The following is a 17,492-nucleotide window of genomic DNA, read 5'->3' on the forward strand; positions in this document are numbered from 1 at the left end:
ATCAGCCTGGTGGGTTACGGTGCTTGCGTTTGGGCAACGCTGCTTACAGTGGTGCCGGCGCGAGACGATAATCGACGCCAAGCGGATAATACCAGAGCCTCGCGGGAACATCTGCCCTGGATTGCAGCAGTTTTGCCGGCCTGTACCTCAGAGTCGGTTGAGCAATTCCCGCAGCCGGCTGACGTGACGACGACTGACCTGGGGCTGCAAATCCGTACCGGCGAGGCGCAGGTAGTATTGACCGCCGCTGCCTTTCTCCATGGCCTCGATGCGCTTCACCGGTACCAGCGCATTGCGGTGAATGCGCACAAAACGCTGGCCAAATTCGGTCTCCAGTTCCTTCAGGCTCTCGTCGATCAGGGTTTCGCCCTGGGCGTGGAACACCGTCACATACTTCTGGTCCGCGGCAAAGTAATAGATCTGCTGCAGCGGGATCAATTCCACACCGCCGCGACTGCGCGCACTGATGTGCTCGCGGCCCGCGGCGGGCAGTGGCTGGCCATGCAACGCCTGGCGCTGGGCCTTGTTCGGACTGCGGGCTTTCGCCAGCGCCGCCAGCAGTTGCGGCTTGCGCACCGGCTTCAGCAGGTAGTCCACCGCATTGACACCGAAGGCATCCAGTGCGTGCTGGTCATAGGCGGTACAGAAAATAACCGCCGGCGCGTCCTCCATGGCCGCCAACTGGCGCGCGGCCTGCAAGCCACTTTCCCCGGGCATATGAATATCCAGCAGCACGATATCCGGGTCTTCCCGCAGCACTGCCGCCAGCGCCTGCTCGGTATTTGCCGCCTCCGCCACCACCCGGTAGCCGGGTTCATCCGCCAGCATCCGCAGCAGGCGCTGCCGCGCCAGCGACTCATCATCTACGACTACGATATCCATAACTGCGATATCCTTAGCTACGACATCCATGGGCTTGCCTCCTCAGGCGCTGGACAGGCCAGGGTTACCGCGAAGTGCCCGGCTTCCACAGCGGTGTGCAAGTGCGCGTCGCTGCCGTACCAGGCCTGCAGGCGGTGCTCGATATTCTGCAGCGCCATCTGATTTCCCTCCGTTTTCTCCGCCGCTGGTTGCCGTTCCGGCAGGGGATTGCACACCCGCATCAACAGCCGCCTGCTGGCCAAGCGCTGCTCCAGCTCAATACTAACAGTCACCGTGCCACCACTAACCCGGGGTGCGATGCCGTGCTGGATAGCGTTTTCCAGCAGTGGCTGCAGCAGCAGGCTCGGTATACGCAACAGGTCCAGCTCGGCCTGCACCGCGGGACTCAATTGCCAGTCCACCTGCAGCCGCCCCTCCAGCCGCACCGCTTCGATGGCGAGATACTGGCGACAGAGAGCCAGTTCGTCGCCCAAACTGACCAGGTCGGGCTCTTTCAGGCTGGCGCGAAACAGGCTGCAGAGATCTTCCAGCAAGCGCTCGGCAGTATCCGGGTCAGTGGCAATCAGGCTGGCAATACTGTTCATGCTGTTGAACAGGAAGTGCGGCCGAATGCGGGCCTGTAACGCCCGGATGCGCGCCTGTAATTCGGCCTTTTGCTGATTGTTCCACTGCTGCTGTACATACAGGTAGCGCAGCACCACGCCGCCGAAGATAGCCGCCAGCATCAAGTTGGCTGCCAAGGTGTAGAGAATGTCGCGCCACTCGAGCGCCAGCAGCCAGCCGCCGACGCTGGAGCAGAGGGCCGTCACGGCCAATACCAGGGCAAAACACAAGCCGCCCGCAAAGCCGGTTTGCAGCCGCGCCAGCCACAGGCGCAGGGGACAGAGCAGCGCCGCACTGAGCAGGACTATCCACTGGATAAGGAAGGAGCGCAAGCCCAGTTGTTGCCAGTTAAACTGCGCCAGGCCGGAGCTGGCCAGGGTCAGGGCCAGGGCCAGTAGCTCCCCCAGCATGACCAGCAGAAAGGCCGCCTGCAGGGTGCAGATATCGGGTAAAAAGGGTGCCCGTAACGGTGCCTGCGCCAGGGGCGCGGACACGACAGGGGCAATTTCGGATTTCCTTTGCACGCCGATGCTTTTCCAGGTTAAAGACAATGACAATCGGGGTTATAATAGTAGTCTTTGGTCGATAGATGCACGCGGCAAACCGTCGCACCTCTGTCCTGAGAGTCCCTGCTGAATGCAGTCATGCTGTATTTATGGGCTCCCTCCACAGCGAGACCCTGGTATATTTTCCTCGAATTGACCAGAGACTCCCTAAGCATTGACCATGCAGGCCAATAGTCCAGTAAACCACCGGGAAATAATCCAATGAGCCAGGATGAGAAAACCAATCAGCAATGGGGCGGTCGCTTCAGTGAAGCCACCGACGCCTTTGTGCAGCGCTTTACCGCTTCCATTCAGTTCGATCAACGCCTCTACCGCCACGACATCGAAGGCTCCATTGCCCACGCCACCATGCTGGCCAGTGCCGGGGTGCTCTCCAACAGCGAGCGCGACACCATCATCGACGGCTTGCAAGCGGTTCGCGCCGATATAGAAAATGGCAGCATGCAGTGGTCGATCGCGCTGGAAGATGTGCACATGAACGTCGAGTCTGCACTGACCGACAAAATCGGGATCACCGGCAAGAAGTTGCACACCGGGCGCTCGCGCAACGACCAGGTCGCCACCGATATCCGCCTCTGGCTGCGCGAGGAAATCGATCTTATCGGGCTCGAACTGACCCGCCTGCAGCGCGGCCTCGCCACCCTGGCCGGCGACGAAGCCGCCACCATCATGCCGGGTTTTACCCATCTGCAAACCGCCCAGCCAGTGACCTTCGGTCACCATTTGCTGGCCTGGAACGAAATGCTGGAGCGCGATTACGGCCGCCTGCAGGACTGCCGCAAGCGCCTCAACCAGTCACCGTTGGGTGCCGCCGCCCTGGCCGGCACCACCTACCCCATCGACCGCCAGCTGACCGCGTCGCTGCTCAACTTTGACCAGCCCACCCGCAACAGCCTGGATTCGGTTTCCGACCGGGATTTTGCCATCGAGTTTTGTGCCTTTGCCAGCCTGTTGCTGACCCATATGTCGCGCATGTCGGAGGAGCTGATACTGTGGACCTCCGCGCAGTTTAATTTTATCAACCTGCCGGATCGCTTCTGTACCGGTTCATCGATTATGCCGCAGAAGAAAAACCCGGACGTGCCGGAACTGGTGCGCGGCAAGACCGGCCGCGTCAACGGCCACCTGATCAGCCTGCTGACCCTGATGAAATCGCAGCCGCTGGCCTACAACAAGGACAACCAGGAAGACAAGGAGCCGCTGTTCGACAGTGTCGACACCGTCAAGGACTGCCTGCGCGCCTTCGCCGATATGATCCCGGCCTTACAGGCCAAGCGCGAGGTCATGCTGGAAGCTGCCCGGCGCGGCTTCTCCACCGCCACTGACCTGGCCGACTACCTGGTGCGCAAGGGCGTCGCCTTTCGCGATGCCCACGAGATTGTCGGCAAATCGGTGGCCTTCGGCCTGCAGCAAGAGCGGGACCTGTCCGACATGACCCTGGCGGAACTGCGGCAGTTTTCCGAGCAGATCGACGCCGACGTATTTGAGGTCCTGACCCTGGAGGGCTCCGTCGCCGCCCGCGACCACATCGGCGGCACCGCCCCGGCCCAGGTGCGGGCTGCAGCCCGGGCGGTGCTGGAGGGCTTGAAGAGCCGTTAACTGGCGGTTGATCTGCAGCGGCTCCGCCCATTGGCGGGGCAGGCTGCGGGCGGGCGCCAGATCTGACAAGCGGGTATTGTTTATCTACACTTAAGGGTATCGCACTCCCGAACCGATGCCACCTCGATGCCCAACCCAGACCAATCCGAGCTCCCGCCGCCGCCCACTGCTGTGGCCGAAGACCGCAATGCCCTGGGTATCGAGCCGCAACAGCTGCGCGAATTACGGCGCCGCTTCCTGCACATCAATCAACTGCGACTGGAACGCACCCGCCAGAGCCTGGCGCCGCGCCAGCGCCTGATTCTCGACCTGTTGCCACTGCTACTGCACGTCAATCACCCGGCACTGCCCGGTTATATCAGCCAGGCCACCGCTGCCGGTTTACATCACTACAAACCCGGCAAAGTGATCCTGCGGGCAGCCCGGCAACTGACTCGCAGCTTTACCTATTCAGCCTTGCAAACCGGTCGCCAGGACATTCAAGCCCTGTACGTAATGGGCAGCGTCGGCACCATCGGCCAGAGCCGCGGCAGCGACCTGGATATCTGGGTCTGCCACAGCCCCGGCCTGGCCCCTGTTGCGCTGGCGGAGCTGCAAAAAAAATGCGCGCGCATCAGCGACTGGTGCCTGCAGCGCAACCTCGAAGTGTGCTTTTTCCCCATGGATTGTGACCAGTTCCGCAGCGGTGCCAGTGTCCCGCTGTCGGCGGAATCCAGCGGCAGCGCCCAGCACGGTTTGCTGCTGGACGAGTTCTATCGCAGTGCCATTCACCTCGGTGGTCGCTACCCCCTGTGGTGGTTCGTACCGGCGCAGCAAGAGGCCAATTACCACCGCTACAGCAGCGAGCTGCTGCACAAGCGCTTTATCCGCAACACCGAGGTGATCGACTTCGGCATACCCCGCATTCCCGCCGCCGAGTACATCAGCGCCGCCATCTGGCAGCTCTACAAAGGCATCCACTCGCCCTATAAATCGGTGCTGAAGCTGGCGCTGCTGGAAGTCTACGCAGCGCAGTATCCAGACACCGGCTTGTTGTCGTCCCGGTTCAAGCAGCGGGTCGAGGACGGTTGCGACGACGTCGACCAGCTCGACCCCTATCTGCTGGTGTACGAAGCGGTGGAAGGTTACATGCTGGCGCAAAAAGCCGATCAGCGGTTGCAACTGGTGCGCCGCTGCCTCTATTTCAAAGTCGACCAGCCACTGTCGCGTCGCCCCGCAGCGGCGCCGCTGTCCTGGCAGCGGCAACAGCTGCAACAGCTGGTGGACAACTGGCACTGGGATCGCCAGCAACTGCAGTTACTCGACAGCCGCCGGCAGTGGAAAACCGCCCGGGTCGCCGGCGAGCGCCAGCAACTGGTGACAGAGTTATTGCGCAGTTATCGCAACCTGTCCGGCTTTGTGCGCAGCAGCCACACCCGGTTGCCCCGGATCGAGAACGAAATCGCGCTGCTCGGGCGCAAGCTCTACGCCGCTTTCGAGCGCAAGGCGGGCAAGATAGAGTGGATCAACCCGGACATCGCCCCGGATCTGGGTGAAGCCTACCTGACCCTGGAGCAGAGCGGCAGCAACCAGCACCGGCAGTGGCAGTTACTGAACCAGCCACCCGGCAGGGAGGCCGATGCGGTGCAACTAAAGTCCAGCGTATCGGCCCTCGAGCTGATCGTCTGGGCCTACTGCAACCAGGTGCTGGCGCCCCAAACCCAGAGCTGGCTGCAGAGCCCAGCGACAGGCGCCTACCCGTTAGGTGGCTTCTACCAGGCCCTGCGCCAGTGGTTGGCACTGCCACTCGCCGCAGCACCACACGCAGCCTTTGCCCACAAACCGGTGGCCACCTCCATCATGCTGGTGGTCAATTTGTACGACCCGCCGCGGCTCGACTCCCTCGGCGCCGAGCTGGAGCTGGACCCACTCAATTTCGGCAACCAGTGCCAGAGCCTGGTGAATGATGCCCATATCATTGTCCACAACTCCTGGAACGAGGTGTATGTGCACTCCTATGTCAGCCGCGGGCTGGAGTCCGTGTTGGCGGAGTATTTGCGCCAGATGCCGCCGGGCAGCCGGCGTCAGGACCTGAAGCTGACGGTGTTTTGCCGCGAGGGCAGTATGGCCACCCAGTTGCAGCGGCGCCTGCAGGGCCTGGTCAATCAGTTGCAACAGTGCTTTTACCGCCCCGGCAGCAGCGCCAGTGCGCGCTTTGTGCTGGCCAATGGCGGCACTTTCAGTTGCTGGCAGTTCATTGACCGGCAGCTGCGGGTGCAGCAACTGGCCGACCTCACCCAATTGCTGGACTTTCTCGGGGAGCCCCAGGCGCAACTCAGCGCCATCCACTTCGATCAGTACACCCTGGCGCAACACCCGCTCGCGGTATTTGCCCGGCTACCTGCCAGCAGCGCAATCCAGATTGGCTACCGGCCACTGGGGCAGCGAGCGGAGCTCTACGTGCTGGATGAAAAGGGCTCGCTGTTTTACGCCGATGCCTATTACTACAGCGAAGCCTCGCTACTGCGCCCCCTGCATCAGTTTATCCGCAATGTTATTGCACGGGAAAACCTGACCGCCGCCACCGACGGTCCACTGGGCATCTACCCGGTGGAGTTTTACCGACTGCAGCAACGACCCGCCGACGCCGGCTACACTAACGAACGGCGGGATGTCATCAACGATGTAGACTCTCTGGATTTTTTTAACATCCAGGTGATTGTGGACAGCGATCCCTTCGACCAGCTGCACTACACTATCTACTGCGATCAAAGGGAGTTCCACCAGTCCGAGCTGGGCGCCGAGCTGTTCTCCCAGGTGGCCAGCCATATCCTCAGCCAACGGGCACCGGGCGAAATCTACCCCTGTTACATTACCGATCTCGACCTGTCCCACTGCGGCCAGCGCCTGTTTGGCAACCAGCCCTTGCAAATCTCCCATTACCTGCGCCTCAAGACCGACATCGAACGCCAACTCAACCACGCCATGCAGCAAGGCTAAGTCCGGCAACTGGCGCAGCAAAGCCGGCAACTACCGAGCTGGCAGGCAATTCCGCAACAAAATCGCTCCCGCGCTGGCTGGCGCTGGCACCCATGGTCTATCCCCCGGTATACTTGCGGGCTTGATTATCCATAGATTCCGCACCGGAGACCCCATGCGACTCATTGCCCTAGTTCTGTTTACCTCGCTGCTGGCCCTGGGAGTTGCTGCCTGCGGCCAGAAGGGCCCGCTGTATCTGCCACAACCGGCCGAGCAACCACAGGAACAGAAGGGCTGAGCCGAGCCTACCGCCCGCTCCGCTGAGTTTACCCGCCATTTATTGACCCGAGTTATTCATGCACTATTTTTCCGAACAAAACGGCCAGCTCTGTGCCGAAAACCTGCCACTGTCGACACTGGCCAGGGAGTACGGCACGCCGCTGTATGTGTACAGCAAAGCGGCGTTCAGCCAGCACTACCTGGAGTACGCCGACGCCCTGGGAGAACACCCGGGCATGATCTGTTACGCGGTTAAAGCCAATTCCAACCTGGCGGTACTCAATCTGCTGGCGGGCCTCGGCGCTGGTTTCGACATTGTCTCCCTCGGTGAACTGGAGCGAGTCCTGCGCGCCGGCGGTGACCCGGCTCGCGTCGTCTTTTCCGGGGTCGGCAAGACCGCGGCCGAAATGCGCCGCGCCCTGAGCGTGGGCGTGCACTGCTTTAACGTCGAGTCGGAAGCCGAGCTGCAACTGCTGGCCGAGGTGGCGGCAGAGCTCAAGCTGCAGGCGCGCATCTCCCTGCGGGTCAACCCGGACGTCGACGCCAAGACCCACCCCTATATCTCCACCGGTTTGAAAGAAAACAAGTTTGGCATCGATATCGCTGAAGCCGCCCGGGTCTACGCCTACGCCGCGCAACAACCCTCCCTGCTGGTGGCCGGCATCGACTGCCATATCGGCTCCCAGTTGACCGAGTTGCGACCCTTTGTCGATGCCCTCGACCGGGTGCTGCAGCTGGTCGACCAGTTGCAGGCGCAGGGTATCCAGATCGAGCACCTGGACCTGGGCGGCGGCCTGGGGGTCACCTACCGCGACGAAACCCCGCCGCCAGTGGCCGAATACATGGCCGCCATCAAGCAGCGCCTGGGCCAGCGCCAGCTGGCACTGATTTTTGAGCCGGGCCGCTCCATCGCCGCCAATGCCGGCGTACTCCTGACCCGGGTCGAGTACCTCAAGCCCACACCCCATCGCAACTTTGCCATTATCGACGCGGCCATGAACGATAATATTCGCCCCGCCCTGTACCAGGCCTGGCAGGATATCCAGCCACTGCAGGCGAGGGCGGGCGCCAGTAAAAACTGGGACCTGGTGGGCCCGGTGTGCGAAACCGGCGACTTTCTCGGCAAGGACCGGCAGCTCTGCCTGGCCAGTGGTGACCTGCTGGCAGTGATGTCGGCTGGCGCCTACGGCTTCACCATGAGCTCAAATTACAACAGCCGCCCGCGTCCCGCCGAAGTGATGGTGGACGGCGAGCAGGCACACCTGGTGCGGGCACGGGAATCCATCGACGACCTGTTGCGCGGGGAAGCACTACTCCCCGCGGCGGAGTAAGTTAGCGTGAAAGTCCGATTCACTAAAATGCACGGCCTCGGCAATGACTTTGTGGTCATAGATGCCATTAGCCAGCGCGTCAAACTGACCGCCGACAAAGTGCGCTACCTCTCCGACCGCCGCTTTGGCGTTGGCTGCGACCAGGTGCTGATCGTCGAGGTACCGCAAGATCACAGCGTCGACTTTCGCTATCGCATATTCAATGCCGACGGCAGCGAAGTGGAAAACTGCGGCAATGGCGCCCGCTGTTTTGCCCGCTTTGTCAGTGAGCGCAAACTCACCGGCAAGCGCAATATCCGGGTGGAGACCCAGGCCGGCATCATGACCCTGAAACTGCTGGACAATGGCGAGGTGCTGGTGGAAATGGGCTGCCCGCAACTGCAGCCCGAGCAGATACCCTTCCGGGCAGCGGAGCGCGCAGTCACCTATCCGCTGCAATTGGCCGACGCCACCGAACTGGAGATCAGCGCGGTCTCCATGGGCAACCCCCACGCGGTCACCATTGTGGAGGACGTCGCCAGCGCGGCGGTAGAAAGGCTGGGGCCGCAGATAGAGTCACACCCGGACTTTCCCGCCCGGGTCAACGCCGGCTTTATGCAGGTGTTGTCGCGCCAGGAAATAAATTTGCGGGTCTACGAGCGCGGTGCCGGCGAAACCCTCGCCTGCGGTACCGGCGCCTGCGCCGCTGTGGTAGCCGGGCGCTTGCGCAAGCTGTTAGACTCCAAAGTAAAGGTCAATCTGCCCGGCGGCAGCCTGACTGTGGAGTGGCAGGGCGACGGCCAACCGGTGTTGATGGCCGGGCCGGCCGTCACGGTTTTTCACGGCCAGATCAATCTCTGACCGTTACTTTATTAACTGATCGCGGAGCACATGAAAGACACTACCGTAACAGAGGCGCAAGTCGTCGAGTACCTGAATCAGCACCCGGAATTTTTCATCAACCATCCGCAGCTGCTCGGCGAGCTAAGTTTGCCTCATGAAAGTGGCAGTGCTATTTCCCTGGTGGAACGTCAGGTTGCGGTATTGCGCGAGCGCAATATGGATATGCGCCACCGGCTCAGCAAACTGCTGGACAATGCCCGCGACAACGATCGCTTGTTCGACAAGACCCGGCGCCTGGTACTGGCGCTGCTGGAAGGCCAAACCCTGGCGGACCGGGTCGATGCGCTGCTGCACAGCTTTGAGCACGACTACCAGATTCACTTCAGCAGCCTGATATTGTTCGGCGACTCCGCCAGTCTGCCCACCTCGGCAGCACGGGTGGTTTCCATGCACCAGGCCCGGGAACATATCGGCCAGATCCTGAAAAACAACAAGCCGGTCTGCGGCGCACTCGAGCCCACCGAGGTGACATTCCTGTTTCCGGCCCACGGCGAGCACGTCGGCTCGGTGGCGCTGGTGCCGCTGATACACGGCAACACCTTTGGCCTGCTGGCAATCGGCAACCGCGACCCCCAGTACTACCGCTCCAGCATGGGCACCTTGTTTCTCAGTTATATCGGCGAGGTGCTGAGCCGCATCCTTCCCCAGCAGCTGTCCGGCAGCTGACAGGGGCGCCGGTCGATGAGCTGCGAACCCCCGACCCTGGCCCTGGCTATAGAGCATTTCAACAATTACTTGCGGGTGGAAAAACAACTGGCGGCAAACACCGTCAGCAGTTACCAGCGCGACCTCAAACACTTGCAGCAGTTTAGCCAGCAGCAGGAGATTACTTTCGAGCAGCTGCATCAAAGTCATATCCGCCAGTGCCTGGGGCAGTTGCACCGCAGCGGCCTGAAGCCGCGCAGCCTGCAGCGCTGGCTGTCGGCACTGCGTACCTTCTTCAATTATTGCCTCACCAAGAGCTGGCTGCCGGCCAACCCCTGCAGCGGCATTCGCGCCCCCAAAGCCAGTAAACCGCTGCCGAAAGTGCTGGACGCTGACCAGGCGGCCCAGTTTGTCGCCGTCAACGGCGACGGCTTTCTGGCCACTCGGGATCGCGCCTGCCTGGAGCTGTTTTATTCCTCCGGGCTGCGTCTGGGAGAGTTGATATCGCTGGACTGGCAGGCGGTCGACCTGGAGCAGGGTCAGCTGCGGGTCACCGGCAAAGGCAATAAAACCAGGGACTTGCCCATTGGCCGGCAGGCCTTGCAGGCGCTGCGGCGCTGGCGCGAACTGCAAGCGCAGACCTGCGCTGAGGGGATAGAACCGATCTTTACCAACAACAAGGGTGGACGCCTGCACCCGCGCAGTATCCAGGCACGCTTTCAGAAACTGGGCTTAAGCCAGGGATTGACGCAACCGGTACATCCACACATGTTACGCCACTCTTTTGCCAGTCATTTGCTGGAATCCAGCGGCGACCTGCGCGGGGTGCAGGAGATGCTGGGCCACGCCAACCTGGCCACTACCCAGGTCTACACTCACCTGGATTTTCAACACCTGGCCAAGGTCTACGACGCGGCCCATCCACGGGCCAAACGCCAAACCGACGACGACTAGCGCGACGGCAGGTTGCCGGCGCCGCGCCTTCAACAGGTAGTCGATTACAGCGGCAGCCGATTATAGTCGTTGGCCGGCACCTGAGGCGGTTCAGCCACCACATTCGGGTCGAGCACCTGGATCTTACCGCCGCGGGCCAGAAATTCAGCAATTTCAGCGTTCAACTGATTGCGAATGCGCTGGCGCGAGGCCACGGTGTGGTCCTCAACGCTGTAGCTCCGGTATTCAACAACATCGTCCTCAATATCGTCACTCATGACAAAACCTGCTTGTATTTCAACACTGTAAATGGGCTCTTAACCAAGGGTAAATATTAAAAGCCCGGCCGCAACAAACGCCTTATTTATAGTGCAACTGGCGCGCGGTTTTCCAGTGTGAATTACTGACTTTTTAGTTTTTTTTGCTCTAGTGTTTTGGCAACCTATGATGAAATAGTTATTATCGATCTGACCCCCGCCAAGCCAGCCCTACAGGGTACCCGCGCCACAAGCTAAAAGCGCTTACCGGCTGTGAGCAAATGCGCTAGTAACCACTTGCAAACCGGTGACAGACCCGGCTGCGGCGGCGAGATAGAAAATTATTGAATTGTCAGGCCAGCCGCACCGCCATGACCAACAACCTGCACGATATTGTTCAGTACTGCTTCGGCAGCGCGCAGACACCGCCCTCTGTGGCCATCAGCGCCTGTTTGCACGGGGCACCGGTGCGCTATGACGGCAGTGACAAATACCTGGGGCCAGCACTGCCGACGCTGGGGCAGCACCTGGCACTGTTGCCTTTCTGCCCCGAGGTCGGTGCCGGATTCGGCGTACCGCGGCCGCCAGTGCACTGGGTAGAGGATGACTGCGGCAGCCGCACCGTGCAACTGGTACACCCTCCTGGCACATCGGTCGAGGCAGAGATCTCCGCTGCCAGCCAGCAGTGGTGCCAACTGCACCCCATAGAGGCTGCCATCCTGAAGGCCAAATCACCCAGCTGCGGCACCGGCACAACCCCCATTCACTCGCCGGCGGGTAAGCTACTGGCGCTGGGTGACGGGGTTTTTACCTCGATCTTGCGGCAGCGGGGCATTGCCATCGTGGATGAGCTTTACTTTACCAGCCCGCACGCCGATGAGTGGTTTATTTTGGGCTGCTATTTACAGCAACAGCAGAATCAGCAGCAACATAAACTGCGGCAGCAAAAATTACGGCAGGGGACAGGGCAAGCGCCAGAACAATGGCCAGAACTACAGTCAGAGCTACAACCAGAACTACGGCGGCGGGCGCGGGTACAGCAAGTGCGGCAAAGGGAGAGGAGCGGGCGCATGGCCTCGAAGTGCGGTTCCGGGTCAGCCGCTGGGGGCGCGGCAGCCCTGCCGTGGCGGGGCTGCCTGCAAGAATTCCTGTCCGTTGACTCAACCCGAAGGGTCTACTACCTGACGGCGCTGGGCGAACAGCTGCGCCACAGCTAGACAACCATCGACACCATTATTAAATGGCATCGGCGCCTTTTTCACCGGTGCGAATGCGGATAATTTCATCGATGCCGGTGATAAAAATCTTGCCGTCGCCGATTTTGCCAGTCTGTGCAGCCCGGGTAATCGCTTCGACGCACTGCTCGATGCTCTCGCTGTTGACAACCAGCTCCAGCTTAACCTTGGGCAGAAAATCAACCACGTATTCTGCACCACGATAGAGCTCGGTATGTCCCTTTTGGCGGCCGAAGCCTTTCACTTCAGTTACCGTCATGCCCTGCACACCCACTTCCGAGAGCGCGGTGCGCACATCGTCGAGTTTAAAGGGCTTGATGATAGCGGTAATCAATTTCATGTTGGTTTCCTTGTCATGTACTTATTGTATTGACGGGCAGTTTTTTGCCTTTTCAATATGTTGTTCTGTGGCCGCTACCTTACACCGATAGCAGGGAAAAATCACTCCCCATAAGAGGCCCCGGGTTTGAAATTAACCCGACGCCGCGCCTTTGCCAGAGGCCCTGGTCAACCAGAGCCTCTGGCCGGTGAGACGACGGGCATAAAAAAACCCGGCGTATAGAGCGCCGGGCTTTTTCTGTTACACCACCAGGTTTTAGAACCCGATTCCTGGTGTTACTTGTTACCGCTGGCGGTAAATTCCGGATAGGCTTCCATACCGCATTCGGACAGATCCACACCCTCGAACTCTTCTTCCTCAGAGACGCGGATGCCAATTACAGCCTTGAGAATTGCCCAGACAATCATACTGGCGACAAAGACCCAGACAAAGATGGTCAGTGCACCAATCAACTGGCCAGTGATTGATGAGCCGTCATTGGTGAAGGGCACCAGCAACAGGCCCAGCAGACCAACTACACCGTGCACCGAGATGGCACCGACGGGATCATCAATCTTGAGCTTGTCGAGAGTCAGGATAGAGAACACCACCAGCACGCCACCCAGGGCACCGAACAGGGTAGCCTGCAGCGGAGTCGGGGTTGAAGGCTCAGCGGTAATCGCCACCAGACCAGCCAGTGCACCGTTCAGTGCCATGGTGAGGTCGGCCTTGCCAAACAGGATGCGAGCAACCAGCATGGCCGCAATCAAGCCACCGGCAGCGGCCGCATTGGTGTTGGTAAACACGATGGCAACGGCGTTGGCGCTCTCAACTGACGCGGTTGCCAACACTGAACCACCGTTGAAACCAAACCAGCCCAACCACAGGATGAACGTACCCAGGGTTGCCAGCGGCAGGTTACAGCCGGGAATGGCGTTAACTTCGCCGTTCTTGCCATACTTGCCCTTACGAGCACCCAGCATCAGCACACCGGCCAAAGCCGCAGCCGCACCAGCCATATGGACGATACCGGAGCCGGCAAAGTCAGAGAAGCCGAGGTCGCCGAGGGTATACATGCCAAATACAGCATTGCCGCCCCAGGTCCAGGAACCTTCCATCGGGTAGATGAAGCCGGTCATAACCACGGCGAAAGCCAGGAATGCCCACAACTTCATCCGTTCCGCCACCGCACCGGAGACGATAGACATAGCGGTCGCTACGAACACCACCTGGAAGTAGAAGTCCGCGGAGGGAGCGTAGGTCGCCGCTTCTTCAGCGCCGGCAACACCGTCACCCATAATGCCGGAGAGGAATACCCCGCCGTCGTACATGATGTAGTAACCACAAACCATGTACATGGTACAGGCCACGGCGTAGAGTGAGACGTTTTTGAGCAGAATCTCGGTAGTATTTTTAGCGCGGACAAGCCCCGCTTCGAGCATGGCAAAACCAGCCGCCATCCACATAACCAGTGCGCCGCACACCAAAAAATAAAAGGTGTCCAAAGCGTACTGCAATTCGAAAATAGAATTTTCCATTGCTTACTCCAGGAGGATTTATAGAAAGAGTTTTATTACAGGGCGTCTTCGCCGGTTTCACCGGTGCGAATACGGACTACCTGCTCCAGCGCGGAGACAAAGATTTTGCCGTCACCGATTTTACCGCTGTGTGCCGCTTTGCTGATCGATTCAACAACCGCGTCAACCTGGTCATCACTGACTGCAACTTCCAGCTTGGTTTTTGGCAAAAAGTCCACAACGTACTCCGCTCCACGGTAGAGTTCGGTGTGACCTTTCTGGCGACCAAAGCCTTTAACCTCAGTAACGGTGATGCCTTGCACACCGATTTCAGAGAGACTTTCACGAACTGCATCGAGCATAAAAGGCTTGATAATTGCCGTTACGAGTTTCATTGGTTTACTCCTTCGACGTAAAAAAGTGCCCGCAACAACGGGGCCCATCAGGTGGGCCCACGCTGCTTACGAACAGGGAATGACTTACATATCCAGCGGCAGGCTGTAGCCAACAACGAACTTCAGCTCATCGCCCGGCACTTCGTCGTCCTCAATGACCTGGCTCAGCGTAAAGCTCAAGTTATCGTTATAAGAATAACTAACATCTAAATGCACTGGGTCCAGCTCCACATCATCTACGAACGCACCCACCTCAGCATCATGGAATCCCAAAGTTGCTGAAAACTTGCCGTAGGATCCGCTCAGGGTGTAATACTCATAACCGCTACCACCGGCGATATTGTCATAGTAGGAGAAGCTGACCGGGCCAAAACCCAGGGTCAAAATCACTTCGGACAGGTCGGCAAAGCCGGGAGTTGGACCACGCTCCTGGCTAGCATTAGGGCCTGTAGGGTAGATGTAGTTCCAGACGCTCAGGTCAACGCTCAGGCCGCTAAACTCGCCGCCCCAGCCAGCGTACAGGTCATACTCGGTTCCGTTAAGGTCGTCACCAGAACTGCCCCAGACGCCGGCGTAGAAACCGCCTTCGCTGACAGTGATGTCACCGGATACGGCGGGAGTGCCGCTGCCCAGATCGAAACCACGCCACAGGTAGGAGCTGGCAACGGCAACAGAAGCGGAAGTTTCGGCCGCCATGGCCACAGGTGCGGCGCTGATGGCGCCGGCGGTCAGGGCAACGGCTGCTGCTAATTGAGTTACTTTGTTCATGGTATTTCCTCTCGGTTAGTTCAGTTTGTTCAAAACGCTAAGCCGTACGCTTGTTGTTCGCGCTGCTTTTCATCGACTTGCCCTGTCATAGCACATTGCTTGCCAACTTTTAAAATTTCCATATATATCAATGGTTTAAGATTATTTCGCACAAAAACAAGGCAACTCGAAAGGGTATAATAGGTGCCAACACACCAAATTGGTGCGTCATTTCCGCGGCAGCCGCAGTTTATGCACCAAAATAATACATTTGGAGGAGACGCTTTCTGCAATCGATTTAAGGTACACTTCGTCAACCGATCAAAACCTGCTATTGATGAGTCTTTACCCATGCTTGAACAGCTTGCCCGCCGCTTTCTCACCGACCTGAAGACCGTGCTGCCCAAAGGCACTGAGGATTTACCCGAAAAAGAAATTCGCAGCCTGCTGGAGGGTGCGCTAAAAAAAATGAACCTGGTCTCCCGCCAGGAATTCGACGCCCAGCAAGCAGTACTGCTACGGACCAGGACCAAGCTGGAACAGATACAGGCACAACTTGCCGAACTGGAACAACAACTTGATGAGCGGCTCAAGCCCGAGCAGTAATTGCCACTTTAGTGTGAAAGCTGACCGTAAATCCCACTGATTCGCCCCCGCCCGGCGTCGGGCCCCTGTTATCCCTTACCGGCAAAAACTACACTGGTGCCTGTGCGGCATAATTGCTGCCAGCAATCGCCCTTAAAGAACCACCAACGAATAAGCACCAGTTAAGAAACACCAGCAGGGACCGCTATGACACTGGCCATTATCAATACCCGCGCCCGGCTGGGCCTGGAGGCGCCGCCGGTGACGGTCGAGGTGCATTTGTCCAACGGCTTGCCCTCGCTCTCCATTGTCGGCATGGCCGAGACCGCAGTTAAGGAAAGCAAGGACCGGGTGCGCAGTGCCATTCTCAACAGCCACTTTGAATTTCCTGCCCGCCGCATTACGGTCAACCTGGCGCCCGCCGACCTGCCCAAGGCCGGCGGCCAGTTTGACCTGCCCATCGCTCTCGGCATTCTCGCCGCCTCCGGCCAGTTGCCCGATGCCCGCTTCGAGCAACTGGAATTTATGGGTGAGCTGGCACTCAACGGCAACTTGCGCGCCGTGCCCGGTTGCCTGCCAGCAGCCATCGCCTGTGGCCGTGTTGGCCATGGCCTCTGTTGCCCAGCCGACAATGCCACCGAAGCAGCCCTGAGCGGCGAGACAGAAATCTTTGCCGCCGACTCCCTGTTGGCGGTGACGGCGCACCTTATTGGTGCGCAAGCGCTGCAACCGCACACAGGTGAGGTGTATGCGCAGCCAGCGGCAGCGTCACTTGCAGGCCAGCCAGACTTGAGTGAGATCAAGGGCCAGGCCCAGGCCAAACGGGCCCTGGAAATCGCCGCCGCCGGCAATCATCATATATTGCTCTACGGCCCTCCCGGCACCGGTAAATCCATGCTCGCCGCGCGCTTGCCCGGGCTCTTGCCGGCGCTGTCGAAGGCTGCGGCGGTGGAAGTGGCTTGTATGCACTCACTAACCCGGCGCCAACCGCTGAACCGCTACCCGCAGCGCCCCTACGCCAACCCCCACCACACCGCCTCGGCGGTGGCCCTGGTCGGCGGTGGCTCCAACCCCCAACCCGGGGAAATTTCCCTGGCCCACAACGGCGTTTTATTTCTCGACGAGTTGCCGGAATTCCAGCGCTCGGTGCTGGAGGTCCTGCGCGAGCCGCTGGAATCTGGCTTTATTCGCATCAGCCGGGCCGCCGCCCAGGTCGAATACCCGGCCCGATTTTTATTGGTGGCGGCCATGAACCCCTGCCCCTGCGGTTACCTGGGCCAGCCGCAGTCGCGCAGCGGCAAGTGCTGCAGTTGCAGCCCCGACCAGGTGCGGCGCTATCGCAATAAAATTTCCGGGCCGCTGCTGGATCGCATCGACCTGCAAGTACCGGTGCTGGCCCTCAAGCAGGGCGAGCTGTTTAATGCCAGCAGCGCAGAGGGTTCGGCAGCGGTGCGCGAGCGGGTCGCGCTTGCACGCGAGCTGCAGCAGCAGCGGCAGCAGTGCAACAACGGCCAACTCGACAACCGGCAGTTGGCCCAGTGCCACCCGCTCAGCAAGAGCCAGCAGCAGCTGATGGAACACGCCATGTTGAACCTGGGGTTTTCCGCCCGCGCCCTGCACCGCACCCATAAGGTCGCCCGCACCATTGCCGACCTGGCGGGCGCCAGTGAAATTGGCGACCAGCACCTGCTGGAAGCCTTCAGCTACCGCAACTTCGACCGCGATCAAACTGACCCGGCGCTGTGACAGACAGGCTGGA

17 protein-coding genes are annotated in these 17,492 nt (G+C 59.9%); 10 read left to right on the forward strand and 7 right to left on the reverse strand.

The genetic code is table 11. From position 1 onward, the window contains the following. Positions 1–147 precede the first annotated feature (147 nt). Positions 148–912, reverse strand: a complete 765-nt coding sequence (locus G8764_RS14940) for a LytR/AlgR family response regulator transcription factor (protein ID WP_481859749.1) — start codon at positions 910–912, stop codon at positions 148–150. Beyond that, a complete protein-coding gene (locus G8764_RS14945; RefSeq protein ID WP_341806401.1) occupies positions 900–2,009 on the reverse strand; it encodes a sensor histidine kinase in 1,110 nt (369 codons plus the stop codon). Before G8764_RS14945 ends, G8764_RS14940 begins: the two co-directional genes overlap by 13 nt. Before the next feature lie 243 nt (positions 2,010–2,252). Here G8764_RS14945 and argH point away from each other — a divergent pair, with 243 nt between their 5' ends. From argH to xerC, 7 genes are all read left to right on the forward strand, one after another. Further along, complete coding sequence (gene argH, locus G8764_RS14950; RefSeq protein ID WP_166165463.1) at positions 2,253–3,650, forward strand: argininosuccinate lyase; 1,398 nt, start codon at positions 2,253–2,255, stop codon at positions 3,648–3,650. A gap of 126 nt (positions 3,651–3,776) precedes the next feature. Next, positions 3,777–6,629: a class I adenylate cyclase gene (locus tag G8764_RS14955; protein WP_166165464.1), complete on the forward strand. Its 2,853-nt coding sequence runs from the start codon at positions 3,777–3,779 to the stop codon at positions 6,627–6,629. A gap of 154 nt (positions 6,630–6,783) precedes the next feature. After that, positions 6,784–6,906 (forward strand): LPS translocon maturation chaperone LptM, encoded by a 123-nt coding sequence (lptM, locus tag G8764_RS14960; protein ID WP_166165465.1) that lies wholly within the window; start codon positions 6,784–6,786, stop codon positions 6,904–6,906. Positions 6,907–6,964: 58 nt separating this feature from the next. Further along, the gene (gene lysA / locus G8764_RS14965; RefSeq protein ID WP_166165466.1) at positions 6,965–8,218 is read left to right on the forward strand and encodes a diaminopimelate decarboxylase; all 1,254 of its coding nucleotides are present in this window, start codon (positions 6,965–6,967) and stop codon (positions 8,216–8,218) included. A 6-nt stretch (positions 8,219–8,224) separates the two neighbouring features. Then, entirely contained in the window at positions 8,225–9,058 is an 834-nt protein-coding gene (dapF, locus tag G8764_RS14970) for a diaminopimelate epimerase (protein ID WP_166165467.1), read from the forward strand. Between the two features lie 30 nt (positions 9,059–9,088). After that, positions 9,089–9,766: a DUF484 family protein gene (locus G8764_RS14975; protein WP_166165468.1), complete on the forward strand. Its 678-nt coding sequence runs from the start codon at positions 9,089–9,091 to the stop codon at positions 9,764–9,766. Between the two features lie 15 nt (positions 9,767–9,781). Beyond that, positions 9,782–10,699, forward strand: a complete 918-nt coding sequence (xerC, locus tag G8764_RS14980) for a tyrosine recombinase XerC (protein WP_166165469.1) — start codon at positions 9,782–9,784, stop codon at positions 10,697–10,699. 44 nt (positions 10,700–10,743) lie between these two features. Here the strand turns inward: xerC and G8764_RS14985 are convergent, their stop codons facing one another. Further along, positions 10,744–10,956 carry a hypothetical protein gene (locus G8764_RS14985; protein ID WP_166165470.1) on the reverse strand — a complete coding sequence of 71 codons (213 nt, stop codon included), beginning with the start codon at positions 10,954–10,956 and terminating at the stop codon, positions 10,744–10,746. A 350-nt stretch (positions 10,957–11,306) separates the two neighbouring features. Here G8764_RS14985 and G8764_RS14990 point away from each other — a divergent pair, with 350 nt between their 5' ends. Beyond that, positions 11,307–12,152, forward strand: coding sequence for a 2-thiouracil desulfurase family protein (locus G8764_RS14990; protein ID WP_166165471.1), 846 nt, complete (start codon positions 11,307–11,309; stop codon positions 12,150–12,152). 19 nt (positions 12,153–12,171) lie between these two features. Here G8764_RS14990 and G8764_RS14995 read toward each other — a convergent pair whose 3' ends face one another. From G8764_RS14995 to G8764_RS15010, 4 genes are all read right to left on the reverse strand, one after another. Next, positions 12,172–12,510: a P-II family nitrogen regulator gene (locus G8764_RS14995; protein WP_166165472.1), complete on the reverse strand. Its 339-nt coding sequence runs from the start codon at positions 12,508–12,510 to the stop codon at positions 12,172–12,174. 275 nt (positions 12,511–12,785) lie between these two features. Then, positions 12,786–14,027, reverse strand: coding sequence for an ammonium transporter (locus G8764_RS15000; protein ID WP_166165473.1), 1,242 nt, complete (start codon positions 14,025–14,027; stop codon positions 12,786–12,788). Positions 14,028–14,062: 35 nt separating this feature from the next. Further along, entirely contained in the window at positions 14,063–14,401 is a 339-nt protein-coding gene (gene glnK, locus G8764_RS15005) for a P-II family nitrogen regulator (RefSeq protein ID WP_166165474.1), read from the reverse strand. A gap of 84 nt (positions 14,402–14,485) precedes the next feature. Next, positions 14,486–15,169, reverse strand: a complete 684-nt coding sequence (locus G8764_RS15010) for a TorF family putative porin (protein ID WP_166165475.1) — start codon at positions 15,167–15,169, stop codon at positions 14,486–14,488. A 330-nt stretch (positions 15,170–15,499) separates the two neighbouring features. On the opposite strand from G8764_RS15010, the gene G8764_RS15015 reads away from it, so the two are divergent. Then, complete coding sequence (locus G8764_RS15015; protein WP_166165476.1) at positions 15,500–15,754, forward strand: accessory factor UbiK family protein; 255 nt, start codon at positions 15,500–15,502, stop codon at positions 15,752–15,754. 186 nt (positions 15,755–15,940) lie between these two features. Further along, a complete protein-coding gene (locus G8764_RS15020; RefSeq protein ID WP_166165477.1) occupies positions 15,941–17,479 on the forward strand; it encodes a YifB family Mg chelatase-like AAA ATPase in 1,539 nt (512 codons plus the stop codon). The last annotated feature ends 13 nt before the right edge of the window (positions 17,480–17,492 follow it).

This window comes from Pseudomaricurvus alcaniphilus, assembly GCF_011440395.1.
Lineage (GTDB): Bacteria > Pseudomonadota > Gammaproteobacteria > Pseudomonadales > Cellvibrionaceae > Pseudomaricurvus > Pseudomaricurvus alcaniphilus.